The 19,240-nt window shown below is 54.1% G+C and carries 16 protein-coding genes; 5 read left to right on the forward strand and 11 right to left on the reverse strand.

The annotated features are described in order from the left end of the window. The first annotated feature begins 27 nt into the window (after window positions 1–27). Genes uxuA through M891_RS0122365 form a run of 3 tightly spaced genes read left to right on the forward strand, consistent with a single transcriptional unit; the run spans window position 28 to window position 2,692 of the window. Window positions 28–1,101, forward strand: a complete 1,074-nt coding sequence (uxuA, locus tag M891_RS0122355; RefSeq protein WP_009223587.1) for a mannonate dehydratase — start codon at window positions 28–30, stop codon at window positions 1,099–1,101. A gap of 46 nt (window positions 1,102–1,147) precedes the next feature. After that, complete coding sequence (locus M891_RS0122360) at window positions 1,148–2,002, forward strand: SDR family oxidoreductase (RefSeq protein WP_028540334.1); 855 nt, start codon at window positions 1,148–1,150, stop codon at window positions 2,000–2,002. 54 nt (window positions 2,003–2,056) lie between these two features. After that, on the forward strand, window positions 2,057–2,692 hold the full coding sequence (locus M891_RS0122365) for a polysaccharide deacetylase family protein (RefSeq protein WP_028540335.1): 636 nt from the start codon (window positions 2,057–2,059) through the stop codon (window positions 2,690–2,692). 318 nt (window positions 2,693–3,010) lie between these two features. Here M891_RS0122365 and cobA read toward each other — a convergent pair whose 3' ends face one another. The 4 genes from cobA to nirB are packed head-to-tail and all read right to left on the reverse strand — an operon-like array spanning window position 3,011 to window position 7,488. Next, the gene (cobA, locus tag M891_RS0122370) at window positions 3,011–3,784 is read right to left on the reverse strand and encodes a uroporphyrinogen-III C-methyltransferase (RefSeq protein ID WP_028540336.1); all 774 of its coding nucleotides are present in this window, start codon (window positions 3,782–3,784) and stop codon (window positions 3,011–3,013) included. Then, complete coding sequence (locus tag M891_RS0122375; RefSeq protein WP_028540337.1) at window positions 3,781–4,653, reverse strand: formate/nitrite transporter family protein; 873 nt, start codon at window positions 4,651–4,653, stop codon at window positions 3,781–3,783. The genes cobA and M891_RS0122375 overlap by 4 nt, the downstream gene beginning before the upstream one ends. 59 nt (window positions 4,654–4,712) lie before the next feature. After that, window positions 4,713–5,027: a nitrite reductase small subunit NirD gene (gene nirD, locus M891_RS0122380; protein WP_174844452.1), complete on the reverse strand. Its 315-nt coding sequence runs from the start codon at window positions 5,025–5,027 to the stop codon at window positions 4,713–4,715. 22 nt (window positions 5,028–5,049) lie between these two features. Beyond that, window positions 5,050–7,488 (reverse strand): nitrite reductase large subunit NirB, encoded by a 2,439-nt coding sequence (nirB, locus tag M891_RS0122385; RefSeq protein WP_028540339.1) that lies wholly within the window; start codon window positions 7,486–7,488, stop codon window positions 5,050–5,052. 489 nt (window positions 7,489–7,977) lie between these two features. Here nirB and M891_RS0122390 point away from each other — a divergent pair, with 489 nt between their 5' ends. Together M891_RS0122390 and M891_RS0122395 are read left to right on the forward strand one after the other, a co-directional pair. Continuing rightward, window positions 7,978–8,583 (forward strand): ANTAR domain-containing response regulator, encoded by a 606-nt coding sequence (locus M891_RS0122390; RefSeq protein ID WP_028540340.1) that lies wholly within the window; start codon window positions 7,978–7,980, stop codon window positions 8,581–8,583. Window positions 8,584–8,613: 30 nt separating this feature from the next. Next, the gene (locus tag M891_RS0122395; protein ID WP_009223579.1) at window positions 8,614–9,693 is read left to right on the forward strand and encodes an anthranilate phosphoribosyltransferase; all 1,080 of its coding nucleotides are present in this window, start codon (window positions 8,614–8,616) and stop codon (window positions 9,691–9,693) included. A 100-nt stretch (window positions 9,694–9,793) separates the two neighbouring features. Here the strand turns inward: M891_RS0122395 and M891_RS0122400 are convergent, their stop codons facing one another. From M891_RS0122400 to M891_RS0122430, 7 genes are all read right to left on the reverse strand, one after another. Beyond that, window positions 9,794–10,777: an aldo/keto reductase gene (locus M891_RS0122400; RefSeq protein ID WP_016314317.1), complete on the reverse strand. Its 984-nt coding sequence runs from the start codon at window positions 10,775–10,777 to the stop codon at window positions 9,794–9,796. A gap of 161 nt (window positions 10,778–10,938) precedes the next feature. Then, the gene (locus M891_RS0122405; RefSeq protein ID WP_028540341.1) at window positions 10,939–11,961 is read right to left on the reverse strand and encodes an endo-1,4-beta-xylanase; all 1,023 of its coding nucleotides are present in this window, start codon (window positions 11,959–11,961) and stop codon (window positions 10,939–10,941) included. A gap of 63 nt (window positions 11,962–12,024) precedes the next feature. Next, entirely contained in the window at window positions 12,025–12,984 is a 960-nt protein-coding gene (locus tag M891_RS0122410) for a carbohydrate ABC transporter permease (RefSeq protein ID WP_009223576.1), read from the reverse strand. Between the two features lie 2 nt (window positions 12,985–12,986). Further along, complete coding sequence (locus M891_RS0122415; RefSeq protein ID WP_028540342.1) at window positions 12,987–13,952, reverse strand: ABC transporter permease; 966 nt, start codon at window positions 13,950–13,952, stop codon at window positions 12,987–12,989. A gap of 80 nt (window positions 13,953–14,032) precedes the next feature. After that, the gene (locus tag M891_RS0122420; protein ID WP_016314319.1) at window positions 14,033–15,733 is read right to left on the reverse strand and encodes a sugar ABC transporter substrate-binding protein; all 1,701 of its coding nucleotides are present in this window, start codon (window positions 15,731–15,733) and stop codon (window positions 14,033–14,035) included. 130 nt (window positions 15,734–15,863) lie between these two features. After that, a complete protein-coding gene (locus tag M891_RS0122425) occupies window positions 15,864–17,408 on the reverse strand; it encodes a response regulator (protein WP_028540343.1) in 1,545 nt (514 codons plus the stop codon). 17 nt (window positions 17,409–17,425) lie between these two features. Next, a complete protein-coding gene (locus M891_RS0122430; RefSeq protein ID WP_028540344.1) occupies window positions 17,426–19,222 on the reverse strand; it encodes a sensor histidine kinase in 1,797 nt (598 codons plus the stop codon). Window positions 19,223–19,240 lie beyond the last annotated feature (18 nt).

Consider the following 19,240-nt stretch of genomic DNA (forward strand, 5'->3'; position numbering starts at 1 on the left):
TAACCAGATAGGCGGTGAAGGTAAAGTATGCGTATGACATTTCGTTGGTTCGGCGAAGGCAATGACACGGTCACGCTGGATCAGATCAAGCAAATCCCCGGAGTCGAGGGTCTCGTATGGTCGCTGCATGACGTGCCTGCCGGAGAAGAATGGCCGATGGACAAAATCGAAGAGGTGAAGCGGCAAGCTGACCGCTATGGGTTTCACCTCGATGTGGTGGAAAGCGTCAACGTGCATGAGGATATCAAGCTGGGTCTGCCATCGCGCGACCAGTATATCGAAAACTACAAGCGTACGATTGAGAAAGTCGCCAAAGTCGGCGTTAAGGTGATCTGCTACAATTTCATGCCGATCTTTGACTGGCTGCGGACGGATTTACATAAAGCGGGGGCGGATGGTTCGACGGCGTTATTTTATGAGAAAGCCCGCATCCACAATATCGATCCGTTTGAGCTGGTGAAGGTGATCAACCAGAACAGCGCGCTAACGATGCCCGGTTGGGAACCGGAGCGGCTGGAGCATCTAACCTCCCTGTTTGAGGCGTATCGGGGTGTTACGGAAGAAGATCTGTGGCGGAACCTAGAGTATTTCCTGAAGGAAATCGTTCCGGTGGCCGAGCAGCACGGAATCAAAATGGCCATTCATCCGGACGATCCGCCGTGGTCGATCTTTGGGCTGCCGCGCATCATCACGAATCAGGACAATCTGCGCCGCTTCCTGAAGCTCGTCGACAGTCCATCCAATGGTATTACGTTGTGCAGCGGCTCGCTGGGGGCGAATCCGGACAATGATATCATCGCAATGATCCATGAATTCCATGACCGGATTCCGTTTGCCCATATCCGCAATGTGCGCGTGTTTGATAACGGCGATTTCATGGAAACGTCACACCGGACTCAAGACGGCACCGTCGATATCGCCGGTATTGTGAAAGCGTATTATGACACCGGTTTCACGGGGTATGCCCGTCCCGACCATGGCCGCCACATCTGGGGCGAAGAATGCCGTCCGGGATACGGCCTGTACGACCGAGCGCTTGGCATCATGTATCTGTGGGGCTTATGGGACGCCTATGCCAAGCAGGCCGGTCAGCTAAACTAACCCAGAATCTTCCTTTATATATGATGAAAAAGGAGTGAAGCAACCGATGAGCAACTTGCCAGTACATCCTGCATTGGTCGGCAAAACAGCCGTCATTACCGGCGGCGCCGGGGTGCTGTGCCGGGCAATGGCCCGTGAACTAGGGCGTCAGGGGGCGAAAGTGGCGATCTTGAACCGCACGCTCGCCAAGGCCGAAGCCGTAGTGGATCAGATTCGCACCGATGGCGGTGTGGCTGCGGCATTTGCCTGCGACGTGACGGATGCCGAGAGCGTCAAGGCAGCGGAGGCCGCAGTACGAGAGCAGTTTGGCCCGTGCGACATCCTCGTCAACGGAGCCGGCGGCAACAATGCCAGCGCCAATACAACCAACGAGATTTTTCGGCCGGAAGATGTCGCGAATCCGGAGGTCACCAGCTTTTTTGACCTCAGCATTTCCGGCGTACGCGGCGTCCTGGATTTAAACTTCATGGGGACGTTGATCCCGACGCAAATTTTCGCTAAAGAAATGATTGGGCGTCCCGGCGCGACGATTATCAACATCTCCTCCATGAGCTCGTACAGCCCGATGACGAAGGTTCCTGCCTACAGTGCGGCCAAAGCGGCGATCAACAACCTGACGCAGTGGCTGGCCGTGCATCTGGCGGAGTCCGGGATTCGCGTGAACTCGATTGCCCCGGGATTTTTCCTGACTGAGCAGAATCGCAGCTTACTGACGAACCCGGACGGATCGTTAACGGAGCGCTCGAACAAAATTATCACCCATACCCCGATGCGCCGCTTTGGCGTGCCGGAGGATTTGCTGGGTACGCTATTGTGGCTGGCTGATGCGGAGACGTCTGGCTTTGTGACCGGTACGGTGATTCCCGTCGATGGCGGTTTTATGGCTTACTCAGGGGTTTAAAAGGTCGCGGTAGTCGTACGCGGGACTTCGATAAAGAAGGAGATGCGTTAGAAAATGGCTGATTTTCAAGTGATTAACGAGCTGCCTATCCAGGATAAAGCGGTTGCCTTCACGTTCGACGATGGCCCCAATCCGCTGTACACCCCGCAGGTTTTGGAGATTCTAAGGGAGGTACAGGGCAAAGCAACGTTCTTTATGATCGGCACACAGATGGAGAAAAGCCCGGAAACCGCCAAGGCTGTGCACGAGCAAGGCCATGAGATCGGTAACCATACGTACACGCACCCGCACTTGCCGGATCTTCCCCCGGAGGAATGCCGCCGGGAACTACAGCTGACGGAGGATTTGATCGAGCAGGTCACCGGCGCGAAACCGAAGGTCTTCCGCCCGCCTTACCTCGCCACCTCCGAGGAGGTGGCCACCATCACCTCCGGTGAATTCGGCTATCCCGCGATTGGGGCGGTGAATGGCGCGGCGATGGACTGGGAGATGCCCGGCGTGGCGCACATTGTGGAGAAGACGCGGGAGCAGGTCCGCCCGGGCAGCATCCTGCTATTCCACGACGGCTTCGACGACCGTTCCCAAACCGTGGAAGCCGTGCGCATCCTGGCCGCCGAACTAACGGCCGCCGGATACCGGCTGGTGACGGTCAGCGAGCTGCTGACGTTAAGCAGAGCTGCGTTGGAATAAGGCAAAAGGCCAAAAGGAACCTCACGAATGAGGCGGTCTTTTTGGCCTTTTTTCTGTTCGGATGTATAACGAAATGTAAAAGTGCAGGCGAATCTTGTCGAATGTACCTTGTATCGGTGGATGAAATGCAAAAGTACAGTTCATTTAACCGCCTAGGGCCCATTTTTCTTCAAAACCCGCTTACTCAACTGCATTTTTACACTTAATCTCGCAGAAAAGCCGATTTTCCTCAAAATGAACTGCACTTTTGCAGTTAGTCTATAAGCAAGGGATAGTGGGGCGGTAGTAAGTTAGCAACCACCCATGACCTCCCTCGCTTCACGACCCGTAGTACACCTCCGCCTGATGCTCAAACAACTGCAGCTGCTCGCGGACGCGCACCACCTCGCCGACGACGATCAGCGCCGGATTGCTCAGCTTCACGGCGGCGGCCAGCTTGTGCATGTCGTCCAAGGTACAAGTGAACGTGCGCTGCCGGCAGGTCGTACCGCGTTCGATCAACGCCACCGGCGTTGAAGCCGACTTGCCATGGCGGAGCAACTCCTCGCGGATGGCGCCGATTTGGCTGACGCCCATGTAGATCGCCAGCGTGTCGACGCTATGCGCCAACAGGTCCCAGCGGATCGGCGTCTGATCGCCGTGGCAGCGGTTGCCGGTCACACAGGCGAACGAGGCGGCCGCCCCGCGATGCGTCAAAGGCACGCCGGCGGAAGCCGCCGCGCCCAGCGCTGATGTGATGCCGGGAATCACCTCATAGGGGATTCCCGCAGCGGCCAGCGCCAGCGCCTCCTCCCCGCCGCGCCCGAAGACGAACGGGTCGCCGCCCTTCAGGCGCACGACCCGCTTCCCGTCCATGGCGTAGCGGATCAGCCAGCGCTCGATTTCCTCCTGCGGCATCGCGTGGCGTCCCGGCGCCTTGCCGACGTACACCAGCTCCGCGAACGGCCCGGCGTATGCCAGCAGCTCTTCACTGACGAGGCGGTCGTACAACACGACCTCGGCTTCCCGCAGCCGGTTCATCGCCTTGACCGTGATCAACTCGGGGTCGCCGGGTCCCGCTCCGATAATACTTACCATCCCGGGGTGCTTCATAGGCGTTCCCCTGCCACGGACAACGCGCGGCCATCCGGCTCAGCCATTTCCGTTCCTGCAACCTGCGCGGCTACTCCGCGCCGCAAGCTGCCTTTTTGCGCCACATACAGCATCAAACCGGTGAACACGACGCCGCCCAGGAAGTTGCCGATCAAGACAGGAATTTGGTTCCACAGCCACCAGTCGGCCATACTGACGTCCGCTCCCAGCATCATGCCAGCCGGGATGACGAACATATTCACGACCGCATGCTCGAACCCTTGTGCAAAAAAGATCAGGATCGGCAACCACATCGCTGCGATTTTGCCTGCCGTCGACTTCGAGGTCATCGCCATCACCACGCCCAGCGTAACCATCCAGTTACACAGAACAGCCTTGATGGTGACCAGCGCGAGACCGCTGCCGCCCATCTGCTTGTAAGCCAGCGTCTTCGCTTCGCTCGTCTGGATCAACATCTGCACAAGCGGGTGGGACAGGTCCGTGCCCATTTTCGTAATCGTCAGCCCATAGAGAACAGCATACACAGCACAGCCGATGAGATGCCCGAGGATCACCCATCCAAAGCTGGACAACATCCGCCCCGGCGAAGCCTGCCGTTCCATCACAGCCAGCGGGATCAAGGCGAAGCTGCCAGTGACAAGCTCCAGGCCCAACAGGACGATCATCACAAAGCCAACCGGGAAAATCACCGCCCCCACGATCCCCAGCGAGGTCTGTTGCGTCGCGGTAAACGCCAAGGTGGTGGCGAACGCCAGGATCGCTCCGCCCAAAAATCCTTTGACCAGCAACTGCAGAATGCTGAGGTTGGCTTTATTTTTCCCGGTCTCAATCATGCTCCCTAGTACTTCTCCTGGTTTGACGTAATCCATGGTTCGTCCACTCCTTTATTCGCACTGCGATTCTCTATACGCTCTATACGCCCTATACGCTACAGTGAAATATATATAGCTCCGGTCGCTTCATCCACTTCGATCTCATAGACCGTGACCTCCCCATGGTCGGGCTCTTGGACACGTCCGCTCCGCAGATTGATCTTCCAATCGTGCAGGGGACAGTGCACGGCTGCACCGCACACCATCCCTTCTGACAACTTGCCGCCTTTGTGCGGACAGCGGTTTTCAATGGCGTGAACACTGCCGTCGCTGAGGCGGAAAATCGCAACCTCCTTCCCCTCAACAAACACCGTACGTGAACCAAGCCGATCAATGTCGTCCAACCGTGCCACTTGAATTTTAGTTATCATGGTATCTGCCCCCCAAAAAAGATCAAGAATTTTGCAGTTGTACGTCTCGCAGCGGTTCGAAGTTTTTACGCAGCTCCTGGTTTTCAATAATTTCTTTCCACGGGTCTGTCGTCCGGCTTAAGGTGTCCTGAATCCGCTCAGCCAGTGCTTTCCGTTCATCGGCTTGCTCCAACACTGCCTTGATGGCGTCCAATCCTACCCGCTCAACCCACTGCGCTGTCCGTTCGTTCCAGCTGGCTTGCTCACGGTAATGCTGCAAGAACGCTGCGGTCCATTCGACCACTTCATCTTCGGTCTTCACTACGCAGAGCGAATCTGCCGCCCGAACCTTCACACCGCCGTTACCGCCCACATAGATCTCCCAACCGCCGTCGATAGCCACAACGCCAAGGTCCTTAATCGTGGCTTCGGCGCAGTTCCGCGGGCAACCCGATACCGCCAGTTTAACCTTGCCGGGGGTGTTCAGGCGTTCAAACGTTTTTTCCAGCTGAATGCCCATGCTAATGGAATCTTGGGTCCCGAACCGGCAGAACGTGGAGCCGACGCAGGTCTTCACCGTCCGCAGCGCCTTGCCGTACGCATGACCGGACGGCATATCGAGCTCCTCCCACATTTTCGGCAAATCTTCCTTCTTTACGCCCAGCAGGTCAAGCCGCTGTCCGCCGGTGAACTTCACCATCGGCACTTGGTATTTCTCGGCAACCGCCGCAATTCGCTTGAGTTCAGCCGGTGAGGTTACACCGCCGTAAATCCGAGGCACCACAGAGAACGTTCCGTCCTTTTGAATGTTGGCATGGTAACGTTCGTTGGCGAAGCGGGATTCTTTCTCATCCACATACTCAGCCGGCCACAGCATCCCCAGGTAGTAGTTCAACGCCGGGCGGCACTTCGAGCAGCCCTCCGGCTCGCGCCATTCCAGCACGTTCATCACCTCGCGCACACTCTTGAGCCCCATCTCCTTGATGCTGGCGACGATCTCGTCGCGGCCCAGAGGGGTACAGCCGCAGATGCCTTCCTTCACCGCTTTGACATCGCCTTCTGCATATAGATGCAGCAGTCCCTCGACCAGCGGTTTGCAGCCGCCGCAGGAGCCGGACGCCTTCGTGCACGCTTTGATCTCGCCGACGCTGGAGCAGCCGCCCTTCACCGCTTCGACGATGGTGCCTTTGGTGACGCCGTTACAGCCGCAGATGATTTCGTCGTCCGCCATTGCGGCCAACCGGGCATTCGGGGACGAGGCCCCTGCCCCGGCTTGACCCGGAGTAAACCCAAGCAGCAGCTCCTTCTCTTTCCCGGCTACGGATTCTCCGCTTTTGATCTTGGCAAATAACGATGGGCCGTCCGTTGTGTCGCCGAACAGTACCGCGCCGATGAGCCGATCGTCTTGCAGGACGATTTTACGGTACGTGCCCTCCAGTTCGTCTTGAATGCGCAGCGAGCGCGTGCCTGGCGCATCATTGAAATATCCCGCAGAAAAAACATCTACTCCCGACACCTTCAGCTTCGTCGAAGTGACGGATCCTTCGTACGCGGCGGTTTCGACACCAGCCAGCCGCTTGGCCAATACACTGCCTTGCTCATAGAGCGGGGCCACCAGCCCGTAGGCGATGCCGCGATGCTCAGCGCATTCCCCAACGGCATAAACCCCCGGTGCGCTGGTTTCAAGATAATCGTTGACGATAATGCCTCGCGCCACATTAAGGCCTGCCTCTTTTGCCAATTCAATGTTTGGTTTGATGCCGACGGCCATCACAACGAGGTCCGCTTCCAACCGGCTTCCGTCTGCAAATTCCAGCCCCTCGGCCCGCCGTCCGCCGTAAATGCTGGCTGTTTGCTTTTGCATGAGGAACTTCATGCCTTGCGCTTCCAGCTCATGTTGCAGCATCCGCGATGCCGGCTCGTCGAGCTGACGCTCCATCAAGTAAGGATGGATATGCACGACGGTGACGTCCATGCCGAGATTAAGCAACCCGCGGGCCGCTTCCAGGCCTAAGAGACCTCCGCCGATCACCGCAGCTTTTTTATGTTTGCGGGAGGCCTCCATCATCAGCTCGCAGTCCTTGATATTGCGGAACCCGATGACACCATCCTTGCGTGCCCCGGGAATCGGTAAGATAAATGGATTGGAGCCCGTGGCCAAAATCAATGCGTCGTATTCTGCTTCTACCCCGGAGGCCGATACGACCTTGCGCTTATCGGTATCGAGCCGAACAACCTCATCGCCCAGATGGAGGTTGATGTGATTTTCCTCGTACCAGGCCAAATCGTTAATTACAATCTCCTTCATGTCTGCCCCGCCAGCCAACACCGAAGACAGCATAATCCGATTGTAGTTCGGATACGGCTCTGCACCGAAGACCGTAATCTCGTACGCCTCCGGAGCCAGCTTCAGCACATGCTCCACCGTGCGGATTCCCGCCATCCCGTTACCGACCAGCACCATCTTTTTCTTTTGGTTCATCTCCATCTCCCCTTTTCCCAAATTACCAAGAAAACACAAAAAGCCTGCTTCGCCCCTAGAGACACGCAGCTACACCACGTGATTTCTACGGATTGCGAAGACAGGCTCCATTGCCGCTTCTAGCGGGCACCCCATTGTACCCGGCATGATTACGATCGAATTTTTGAATAAACAAATTTGAATCAAGTGTTGAGTTGACATTAACTATAAAGGAGGTTGGAGGTTATGTCAATATACATTACATAAAATTGTGTGATTAAAATTTTTATGTCAGTTTTCATTACATTTGTATTGATTTTTCAGAAAAAAGGCGAGAAAATACATTTATCCTTTAAAATTTGAAATGTGATGTAAGGTTTTCTTTCCTCGCTGCAATTTCGCAGTTGCAGTTGTTGAAGTTATTCGTGTATCTCGATCCTTTATGACTTTAAAGCTAAACACCGCTTGGATTATGAAACAGATCGTTATGGATAGGAGGGATCCCTCTCGATGCGCTTCTTATTGGTCATTCGCGAAGCCGGTTTACCCGGGACTGCCTCGACAGATCCCCTGAAGTCTTTGCCCTTGGCTGATCCCGAAACCTTCCTCAAAACGAGCGGGTATCAAGTCTTCGCCTCCTGTCAGGAGCCGCAAATTCGCAAGCGGATCAAGGAGGTTGACGCTGCGGTGCTGGATATGCCGCTTGAGGGGATGCAGCGCTGGGGCAACACGCTGCTCAAGTGGAAGCCACTCCCGCTCCTCTGGTGGTGTAGCCCCGAGACGGCAAGCTCCTCATTGGAGGCATGTGAGACAGAGGTCCCCGTTGACGGCCTGCTCTCCCCGTCCATGACGGCATCGGAGCTGCATTGGGCGCTGCATTTCAGCGCTAGGCATTTTTTTGAGAGGCAAACCTGGCAGAATGAACGGGCGCAATTGGTCTCCCGGCTGGAGGAACGGAAGTGGATCGACATGGCCAAGAGTATCTTGTGCGACGTGAACAAAGTGTCCGAAGCCGAGGCTTACGACATGCTGCGCAAGCGGGCGATGAATGAACGGAAACGGATGGTGGATGTGGCGACTTCGGTCGTCAAAGCCCATCAGCAATTAAAATTTTGAACCGATCTTACAAACAAAGGGGGGCTCCCGATGACGATGACAGAAATCCTGAAGGAAGTAGGACGAGGCAAAAGAGGCGCCCGCGACTTGACCTATGAGGAAGCAACCGAAGCCGCCGAATTGATGATCAGCGGCCAAGCGACTCCGGCGCAGATTGGCGCCTTCTTTATGGCACAGCGGATCAAGCTGGAGAGCGTGGCGGAACTGAAAGCATTTGTGACCGTCTTTCGCAAACATGCCCGTCGCTCGCCGATTCCTCAGGGACTCGACTGTGCCGGACCTTATGACGGCCGCACCACCTCCTTTATGGCGACGTTTGCCACCTCCTTTCTGCTGGCTTCAGGAGGTTTACCCGTCACGCTGCACGGCACCCCGTCGCTCCCGCCCAAGTGGGGCGTGACCCTGACCGATCTGCTTGACGAGTTGGGCGTGGACAGCCGCTTGATGGAGTGGGCGCCGGCAGCCCGCCCGGCAGACTTCTCCGGCGTCCGGTTCGTGCCGTCTGAGGTCTGGTGCCCGCCGCTGGAGAAGCTTCGTCCGATCCGCGAAGAGCTGGGTCTGCGGACGATCTTGAATACGATCGAGAAGCTGCTGGACTTCAGCGATTCGCCTTATTTGGTGTATGGTGTATACCATAATACTGTGTTCGACCGGATGGCCCAGCTCATCGAGCAGCTGGATTACCGGAAAGCGTTGATCGTCCAAGGGGCACAAGGCTCAGAGGACCTGTTTATCGATCGGCCGACCCGCACCTATGTGGTGGGCAACGGTGAAGCGAAGCTGAACATTATCGATCCGGAAACGTACGGGCTGGACACCCCGCTGCCCGAAGAAGACGATACCGCCTGGAACGCAGCCAAACAGCTGCACGTTACCGAACAGGTGCTGCAAGGGCAAGCGCACCCGGCTTACGTAAACCAGGTGCTGCTGAACGGAGCGGTTCGCCTGGAGCTCGCCGGGCGCGTCGATTCGATCGAAGAGGGCATTTACACCTGCAAGGCCCTTCTGGACGACGGCAGTCCATGGGCGACTTACTGCAGTTGGCGCGACACGCTGCGCTTGGAGCAATCGGCCGCCGCAGAACGCGCAAAAGCCCCCCATCAAGCCTGATTTCAAGGCGAATGATGGGAGGCTTTCTCGAATCATTCACCTTATTCCCGGGAATCACGCCAATTTGATGGCCACGCTCGGTGAATAAGGTGATTTCGCTTTAATACGCCCCGCGGATATGCTGCGCAACTTCGTTTTGGTAGAAGTTGGCCAGCCGCTCTAACTCTTCCTTGCTGAAGGAAGGCACGTCGATTGCGCCGAGGTTGTCCTCGACCTGACGCACGTTGCGGAAGCCCGGGATCACGCAGGAAACTTCCGGCTGGTCTAGAATCCAGCGCATCGCCGCGCGGGCCATGTCCCCGCGTCCTTCGGCGATCCAGCGGAGCTGGGCCGCCAGCTCAACACCTTTAACGAACGGCAAGCCAGCAAACGTCTCACCGACGTTGAACTGCTCGCCGTTCGCGTTAAAGTTGCGGTGATCGTCGGCCGCAAATGTCGTGTCCGGCGTGAATTTACCGGTCAACAGGCCGCTGGCCAACGGAAGCCGCACAAGGATGCCTACACCGGCTTCGTGTGCCTTCGGCAGCAGCTCTGCGAGCGGCTTCTGGCGGAACAGGTTCAGGATGACCTGCAGCGCCTTAACTCCCGGCACTCCTAGGCAGAACAGCCCTTCCTCCACCGTCTCTACGCTTACGCCGTAGTGGCGGATTTTCCCCTCTTGTTGCAGCTTGTCCAACACCTCAAAGACCCGGCCGTCCTTCAACACAGCCAACGGCGGGCAGTGGATCTGATACAGGTCGATACGCTCGCGCTCTAACCGTTTGAGGCTGGCTTCGCAATAAGCCCGTACCCGCGCTTCGGAATACGTCTCCAGGTCATGAATATCGCCGGCCCGGCAAAATTTGGTCGCGATATAGATTTCGTCTTCCTTCCCCTTGGTCGCTTTGGCGAGCAATTGTTCCGCATGTCCGTCACCATAGACATCCGCCGTATCAAAGAAGTTAACGCCTTCTCCAATCGCTTTATCCAATCCCTTTAGGGCTTCATCATCATTCGTGTTGCCCCAGCTTCCGCCGATGGCCCAAGTGCCGAAGCTCACTTCGCTGACTTGAAGACCCGTGTTTCCAAGCTCCCGATATTTCATCGAATTTCCCTCCTAAGGTTCGATAGGTCCAGATTCTGAACAGGTTCTGTATACTTCAAAAGAGGCCCTTCCAACCAGAAGGGCCTCTCTCATTTTACACCGAAAACGCTAGCAGAATAAAGCGTTTTCCTTATATCGTTGCTTTCCCTGTATGCGTACCGTTATGCTCGTTGCTCCGCAGCCAATGCCGCCACACGGTGATAAGCTGCCTTCGGCTGGTGCTGGGCGTCGAACAGAAACGGCCAGTTCTTCCGGCCGCGCACCGGAAAATTATCCAGCCAGGTATAATCATCCGCTGCTCCCCAGAAGGTAACGCCGCTAATGACGTCACGATACTCCAGCAACAGCCGGAACACGGCTTCATAACGCTCGGCCTGTTGCTCCAGCATCCCCGGCTCAGGCGCGGTCAAATCGGTTCGCCGGTCATCGAAGCGGAACATCGAGATATCCAGCTCCGTCAGCTGCAGCTGCAACCCCAGCGAAGCATACTTCTCAATCGCTGCCTTAATCTCATCCAACGATGGATCGTACAGGTTCCAGTGCGCTTGTAATCCGATGCCATGGATCGGCACCCCTTGCTCCAGCAGCGAATGAACGAGTGTGTAAATTTTATCGCGTTTCAGAGGATTCGATTCGTTGTAGTCGTTATAAAACAACAGCGCCTGTGGATCCGCCTCATGTGCATACTCGAACGCTTTAGCGATAAATTCAGGTCCCGCGATTTCCGTCCATTTGGAAGTGCGCAGCAGCGCCTCCCCTTCGTCCGCGATGACCTCGTTGACGACGTCCCAGGCGTAGATCTCGTTCTTGTACCGGCCTACTATGGTATGAATATGCTCCCGAAGCCTGCCGAACAGCACTTCCTTGCTAACCGCCGCGCCTTGGCGATCCTGGAACAACCAGTCAGACGTCTGATTATGCCACACCAGTGTATGCCCCCGCATGGCCATGCCGTGCTCTCGGGCGAAATTAACCAGCCGATCCGCGTCCTCGAAGGTATAGGTCTGTTCCTTAGGATGCACGCTGACGAACTTCATCTCGTTCTCCGCAGTCAGGCTGTTGAAGTGATACGCCAGCAATGCCTTCTGCGTCCGGATCGTCGTCGGATTGACCGCCGCTCCAATTTTGAAGTCCGCCGCAAACAGTTCCTTTAATGCCGGTACGGAATGGAACGTTGGATTCATGAAGATTCCTCCTCTGCCACGCTTGGGAAAATACTCGTACGAACGGTTCACGAAATAAAACAACTATTCTTTAACGCTCCCGACATTCAGGCCAACCACGAAATATTTCTGCATGAAAGGATATACGAGCAGAATTGGAACGGATGCCACCACGGTAACCGCAGCCCGAATCGATAACGGTGTAACCATGGAAGCCGCCGTATCCTGGGTCATGCCCGCCCCGTTAGCCACCGCCGGATTGCTGTTGGCATTCATGCTGGAAGAGAGCAATTTCATCAACTCATATTGCATTGTGCTGAGCTCTTGTCTCGAAGACGTGTACAGGAACGCATCAAACCAGGAGTTCCACGCGCCGACAGCCACAAACAACGCAATCGTCGCTAATACCGGTTTGCACAGCGGGAAGATGATAGTCCAGAAGATTTTGAAGTCTCCTGCCCCGTCAATTCTCGCCGACTCCACCAAGCTTTCGGGAATGGTGCCGATATACGTCCGGATAACAATCAGGTTAAATGCGCTGATCATCGTAGGAACGACATAAACCCAAAACGTGTTGATCAGATGTAAATCCTTCATCAGGAAGTACCCGGGAATCAACCCCGCATTAAAATACATCGTAAGCACGAAAATCAACGTAATTGGCTTGCGGAACACGTATTCCCTTCGGCTCAATGTATAGGCGAGCATCGTTGTCAGGAAGATGTTCAGAATCGTAGATAACACCGTTCTCGCCACCGAGATCAGGAAAGCATCGTAAATCGTGCCGGAAACAAAAATCGCCTTATAGTTCTGCAGCGTAAATTGTCTCGGCCACAGGTAGAGTCCTCCGCGAATCGTATCATTCCCCGCGTTAAGCGATACCACAATCGTGTTCAGAAACGGATACAGCGTCACGACGACGAGAAAGATCATGAAGATCGTATTCAGCGTATGGAAAATCACCGGCTCCACCTTGCCGCGTCCGACCCGACGTGGCAAAGCAGCTGCAGATACTCGCTCTGGGGTAATGGATTGGTTTGCCATCTCTATAACAGCCTCTCTTCCCCTAGTCGTTTGGCGGTCCAGTTTGCAAGGAGCAGCATGGTTACGCTAACGACCGTTTTGAAGATCCCGCCGGCGGTTGCCAGGGAGTAGTTGCCTTGGGCAATCCCGTATTTCAGCACGAAGATATCAATTGTCTCTGCCCAGTCCACCACCAGACCGTTCCCGAGCAGGTATTGCACCTCGAAGCCGGCTTCCAGGATATGTCCGATGGACATAATCAGCAGAATGACAATCGTTGGCTTAATGCCGGGAAGCGTGACATGCAACATCTTCCGGTATCGGCTGGCTCCGTCGATATCCGCAGCTTCGTATAATGACGGGTCAATCGCCGCCATCGCCGCCAAATAAATGATCGTGTTCCAGCCAACCTCTTTCCAGACATGAGAGGCACCAACGACGCCCCAGAAATACTTGCCTTCACTAAGCCATAGAATCGGCTCCTTGATCAGATGCAGCCGCATCAGAACATCGTTGATAATGCCATCGGAAGCAAGGGAAGTCGCAACAATCCCTGTGACGATGATCCAGGATAGAAAGTGCGGAAGATACGAGATCGTTTGAACCGTTCTTTTCCAGAAAATGTTCTTGATTTCATTCAGCAGCAAGGCCAGAGCGATTGCGGTGACAAAGCCCAGCACCAGGTTGATGATACTCATCCCCAACGTATTGCGCAGCACCCGAAGGAAGCTGTCGTCCGTAAACAGGAACTTGAACTGCTTGAACCCGACCCATTCCTGCTGACCAAAGCTTCTTGCCGGCTTGTAATTTTGAAACGCCATCGTCCAGCCCCACACCGGGACATAAGCAAACAATATAATATAAGCCAATAACGGAACCGACATGAAGATCAACTGCCGTTGACTCTTGATCAGGGACCAGGTTATTTGCTGTTGTTTTCGTTTTTTCGCTTTCGGGACGGCGTGTTTGTCCATTAAGGTCTCATCCATATTTTGTTCTCCCCACAAAGCCTAAGATTTCGAAGAATGGAAGGCTTAGATGCCTTCCATTCTTCGATTGAATCCCTGGATTATTTCACGGACCAGTTGTCAATTCTCCATTGCAACACTTCGTTAATGCGGTCTTCGTAAGCTTTAATGTTGAGCTTACGGATTTCTCCCACGTATTCATCCCATACCTTATCGAAATCAGCCGGGTCGGCCAAAATCGCTCTAGGCAGATACTTCGTAGACAAATCATTCTGCTTGGTGTTCACTACCTTGGCTTCCGAACCTTCCACTAAGTCAACCGACCATGCCGGATAAGAAACTTCGTTTTCCGGTGCTGGTGTAAAGAAGTCAACATAGCTGTTATATCCATAAGCGGCCAAGAATTTTTTATCGTACTCTTCCAGCCCTGCTTGGTATTCTTCAGGTTGGGCTGCTGCATCGGTAGCATTCCCATCGCTGAAATACCCTTCCATTTTCGGACTGAATTTGTGCAACGTATCCGCTTTGTTCGCCAGTTTCCAAGTCGCATCCGTAAACTTGTCGCGTTGCTCTTGGGTTTTCATGAAGCGGCCTTCTTCGGTAACAATGTAGTCTTCGCCTTCAATCCCCCAAGACATGATTTTTTGCCAATCTTCCTGGATCAGGCGATCCCAGAATTTAAGAATTTTGATCGCCTTATCTTCCCCAGCATTTACGCTGATCCCAAAGCCATTGTTCAGGTTCAGTGCCGGGCGATCCAGATAATGGTCTGTAATGCTTGTATCGTAAACCAGCGGCAAACCGACATAGGTTCTTTCATGCTTCTTCGCCGTAATTAACACATTCTCGGCATCTTGGAAGTTCCAGTGCTGGTCAAAAAATCCGAGCACCGTACCGCTGGAAATTTTCGCTTGATACTGGTCATAGTTTTGTGTAAATGTCTCTTTATCGATCAGACCTAAGGCATTCATTTCATTCAGCTTCTTGTAGTACCGTTTAGCATAATCCTTGTCGGCGAAAATCTCCGCTTTGCCGTCCTTCACGACAACGCCGCCGTCATTCGGGTGTCCGATCAGATGCTGCGGCGCATTAAACAGTCCCCAGTTTCTCCAGTCATAGTTCAGAATTTCGAAACCAATCGTTGGGCTGCCATCGATCGTTGGATGTTTCTCCTTGTACTTGATGAGCAGATCAAAATATTCATCAAGCGTTTTGACTTGAGGATATCCTGCCTCCTCCAGCACAGCCTTTTGGATCCAGAAAGCCGGACCCGAATACCAAGTTGTGCTGACTTCCCCGTTATAGGCCCCGTAGTTTGGCAGGATGTAAATATGACCGTCATTCGGGTCCTTCATCATGTTCCAATATTTCTCATAGTGCTTCTTCAAATTCGGTGCATGTTCTTCAATCAGATCTTCCAAAGGGATATAAGCCCCTGCTGCCGTCAACTTCGTATTGCCGGTCATAATATCGGGATAATCAGAGCCTGCGATCATAACGCCAAGCTTCTGGTCAATGTCCCCGGCAAGAAATTCAAATTTGAATGTGACGCCCAGCTCATCTTTAATCTTCTTGTAAATCTTGTTGTCCGGCGTCGGCTGTTGGCCGGCTTCCCCGATAAACGCGGTGATTTCAAGCGGTTCGACTTTATCTCCGGCATTGTTCCCTGTAGTCCCCGTATTGCCGGTGTTGGTTTCGGCTGTGGTAGTTTTGTTACCGCCGCCACATCCCGCTAGGATGACGCTGAGCGATAACAGCAGGATAACGCTGAGCCGGAGCATTGATTTGGTCTTGCCCCCCATGTAAAGCACCTCCGTAATGATTTGTTGATGTTTAAGCTATTTTGTAAGCCCTTTCATCAACTTATCTTTAATTCTAAGAGCGCTACCCAGCCACAACTAGTTCACAATTAAAGGTTCCATCTTCAAAATTTCAGTTCCTGTTTCTGTACTCATTAGGCGACATTTGTAATCTTTTTTCAAATTGCTTCAGGAATTGGCCATAGTTCGCGTACCCCACTCGCTCGGCAATCTCCCCGTTATTTAAGCTTCCGTCCCGGAGCAGCCCAACGGCTTCTTCAATGCGAAAGTTATGGATCATTTCGTTAAAAGAAACGCCGTTCTTCTTCTGGAGTAATTGGCCCAAATAAACCGGATGAAGGTAAAACACCTCCGCTAACTTTTTAATCGTCAAAGGCTCACGGTAATGCTCCCGGATATAGGCGTTGATGTCTTGAATGACTCCCTGGGACCGTTGGGCTTTGTCCATCAGAAGCCCATCGATGCACTCTATCCCTAACGCTTGGATTCGGTCCATTAATTCCCGCAGGGTTGGCACGGCCGAAACTGTGCCGGGAATGTCGTATTTGCTTTGCAGTTCCGCCGCCTTGTCCGGGAGTTCCTCCAGGTGTTCCATCATGAGATAAAACAAATGAATCCCAAATTTACGCACGATGTCCGGCGTAAGGTAAAGTTCCCGGAACCTACGCTCCGCCTCGGACAGCCCTTCCTCCAAGCCCCCTTTGTCCAGCAGTTGAATCGCCCCTATAATGCGATCCACCAGCTCGGTTTGATCGTACCTGCGGTGGAACTTCAGCGCAGCCACGTTACGATACTCCATAATCCCGGCAGGGCCTTCCGCATAAAACTGATGCTGCATCGCTGTCTGAGCCTGTCTGAACGCAGCTGGAATCTCTTGCAGGCTTGTCACGCCCTGCCCCGCCGATGCGACGACTCCAAGACTGCGGCATAATCTCTCCAGTTCGCTGATCCATTTAGCGCCGTCCGGCCCATCCTCGCCGGGATGAAATCCGTACACCAGGGCCAGAAGGCCCTCATCCAAGCCGCTATAGTCCAGATCGATGAGATACATGGCTTCCCTCTCCCCGACATAGGCGGCAACTTGCTCCCGGGTCTCGGCAAAGCAGCTGTCTCTTGGCTGAATGAGACACACATTCCACGCCTTCCGCAGGCTCGAAAGCGCAGCGATCCGCCCCTCATCCCGAGGGAGCCCCGGCGAGGGATGGAGCCATCCCTTAAGCAGACCCACTGTCTCCTCATAGGAAGCGATCCGGCTGATGCGTTGACGCTCCTGCTCCTCCACCAGCTCCTGATAGATCGCCCCGAGCTCTTCGGCGGCGATCTCCTCGTCAATCGGCTTCAGCAAATACCGGGTGACACCAAAGCGGAGCGCTTTTTGTGCATATTGAAATTCACTGTATCCGCTTACGATCGCAAAGCTGACCTGTCGGGTATTCTGCTTCTGCCACGCCTCGATCATTTCCAGTCCATCCATTCCCGGCATCCGCACATCGGTAACAACTAGGTCCGGCTGCAGCTGGCCGATCTTCTCCAGCGCCTCAGCGCCGTTGCTGCTAGTCCCGCATATCTCAAAGCCCAGCTCCGGCCAGTTGATCCACAGCTGCATCCCCTCCAATGCTGCCGGCTCGTCATCCACCAATAACACCTTGAATCTCATGGCTCTTCCCCCCCTGATTATCCTCCCTGGTGTTGAAGCCGTTTGACCGGAATTTCGATACACACTTTTGTCCCTTGTCCCGGCTTGCTGTCGATGTTAAAGCGAACCTGATCGTTGTAGTACAACTCGAATCGGCGATACACATTGCGAATGCCAATGCTGTTCCCGGACGTGTTCTCGCTCCGTACGGTTAGCAGCATTTCCCGCAGCTGCTCCGGTTTGATGCCTTTGCCGTTATCCGAAATGACGATGCGAAGCCGTCCGTCTTCCACGCGGGCTTTAACGGTAACGAGCCCATTGCCCTGCACCGCTTGAATTCCGTGCTTGCAGGCGTTCTCGACCAGCGGCTGGATGCTCATCTTCGGAATCGTATAATGCAGCGCTGCCTCCTCAATGTCGAAGACGTACTCGAATTTATCCCGGAAGCGGAATTTTTCGATTTTCAAATACATGTCGATAAACCGAATCTCCTCTTCCAGCGTAACGAGGTCCTCCTTCCAGCGGAGCAACCGGCGCAGCAGCTTGGACAAGTTCTTAATGATGTCCGTAACGTCGGAGTAGTTCTTTTTCGTACAGACCACTAATATCGCGTTCAGCGTATTAAACAGAAAATGCGGGTTCATCTGGCTCTGCAAGAAGTTCAGCTCTGCCCGCACGCGCTCGGCTTCAAGGCTCTTCTGCTGGATTTCCAGCTTGTAGACGTTGTTGATCAACGCGTTGATGCGAGCGGTCATCATGTTAAAGTTGCGGATCAGACCGCCGATTTCATCGCGTCCTTCATCGATGTTAATCAAATCGAATTTCTCATTAGTAACCTTCTGCATATGGCGCGAGAGCCGCTTCACCCGGTAATGATAGGAGCGGAGCATGACGAAAATGAAGATCGACGTGAATAAGGTGATTGCCGCAACCAACATCCCAACGAACAAGCGCATATCGAACATCGCCTTGGACAACCGGGTGCCCTGCGGGATCCCGATCAGCCGCCAGCCTTTCACGTATTTGGCATTCCCGATGACTACGGACTCCACCCCCTTCTCCCGATCCTCGGCAGACAATTCAAGCTTGGGATAACCCACACTTGTATCCTGCCGATAGCCGCTGTCCGCCGACACGATGATTTCATCGTTCCCGTTGACCAGATACAAATCCAGGTAGTCCCGCTCCCGGACGATCACGTCGTAAATTTTGCTGAGATCAATATCGATCCGCAGCAGCTTGTCGAAGGTGTTATAGGAATCGTAGTAGTCCATTTTCTCAATCACGCTGAAATAAGGCTCGGTATTCGCTCGGTTCGTAGCTTGAGATGCGCGGTACGCTGCGACAACCACCGGGTCCGACGAACTGCTCCAGATCCGGTACCATTCGCTACCCTTCACCTCATCATTGATCATATGATAATTGCCCCCGGGGACGATCGTCGGATTGGTGGTGTATATCCCGATTCGCAGAATCTGATTATTGACCGGAATGTAGCTGGTCACCCGATTGCGCAGCTGCTCATCAAACGTTTCGTAAAAATCGACCGGGCCCGAGTAGATTCGGTCCATCTTTTCATACAGCGTCTTATCGGTGTTCAGGGCATGACTAACCGCTACCCCGCCGTCGATAAAATCGAGAATATCCTTACGGGCACGCTCCATGGAAATCTCCAGGTTCTGCTTCTCGCGCTCTTTAATAAAGTCAGTCATCCGCCCCATGAACACCAGGTTAATAACCAGGATCGGCAGTAGCACGCCAATCAGGTAGATCAGCATAAATTTCGTCTTCAGCGGAATATCGTTCACTCTTCCCGGGAATCTCCATCTTCCCATGCTCGCACCACCTCGGGC

It is taken from the genome of Paenibacillus sp. J14 (assembly GCF_000518465.1).
GTDB classification, from domain to species: domain Bacteria; phylum Bacillota; class Bacilli; order Paenibacillales; family Paenibacillaceae; genus Fontibacillus; species Fontibacillus barengoltzii.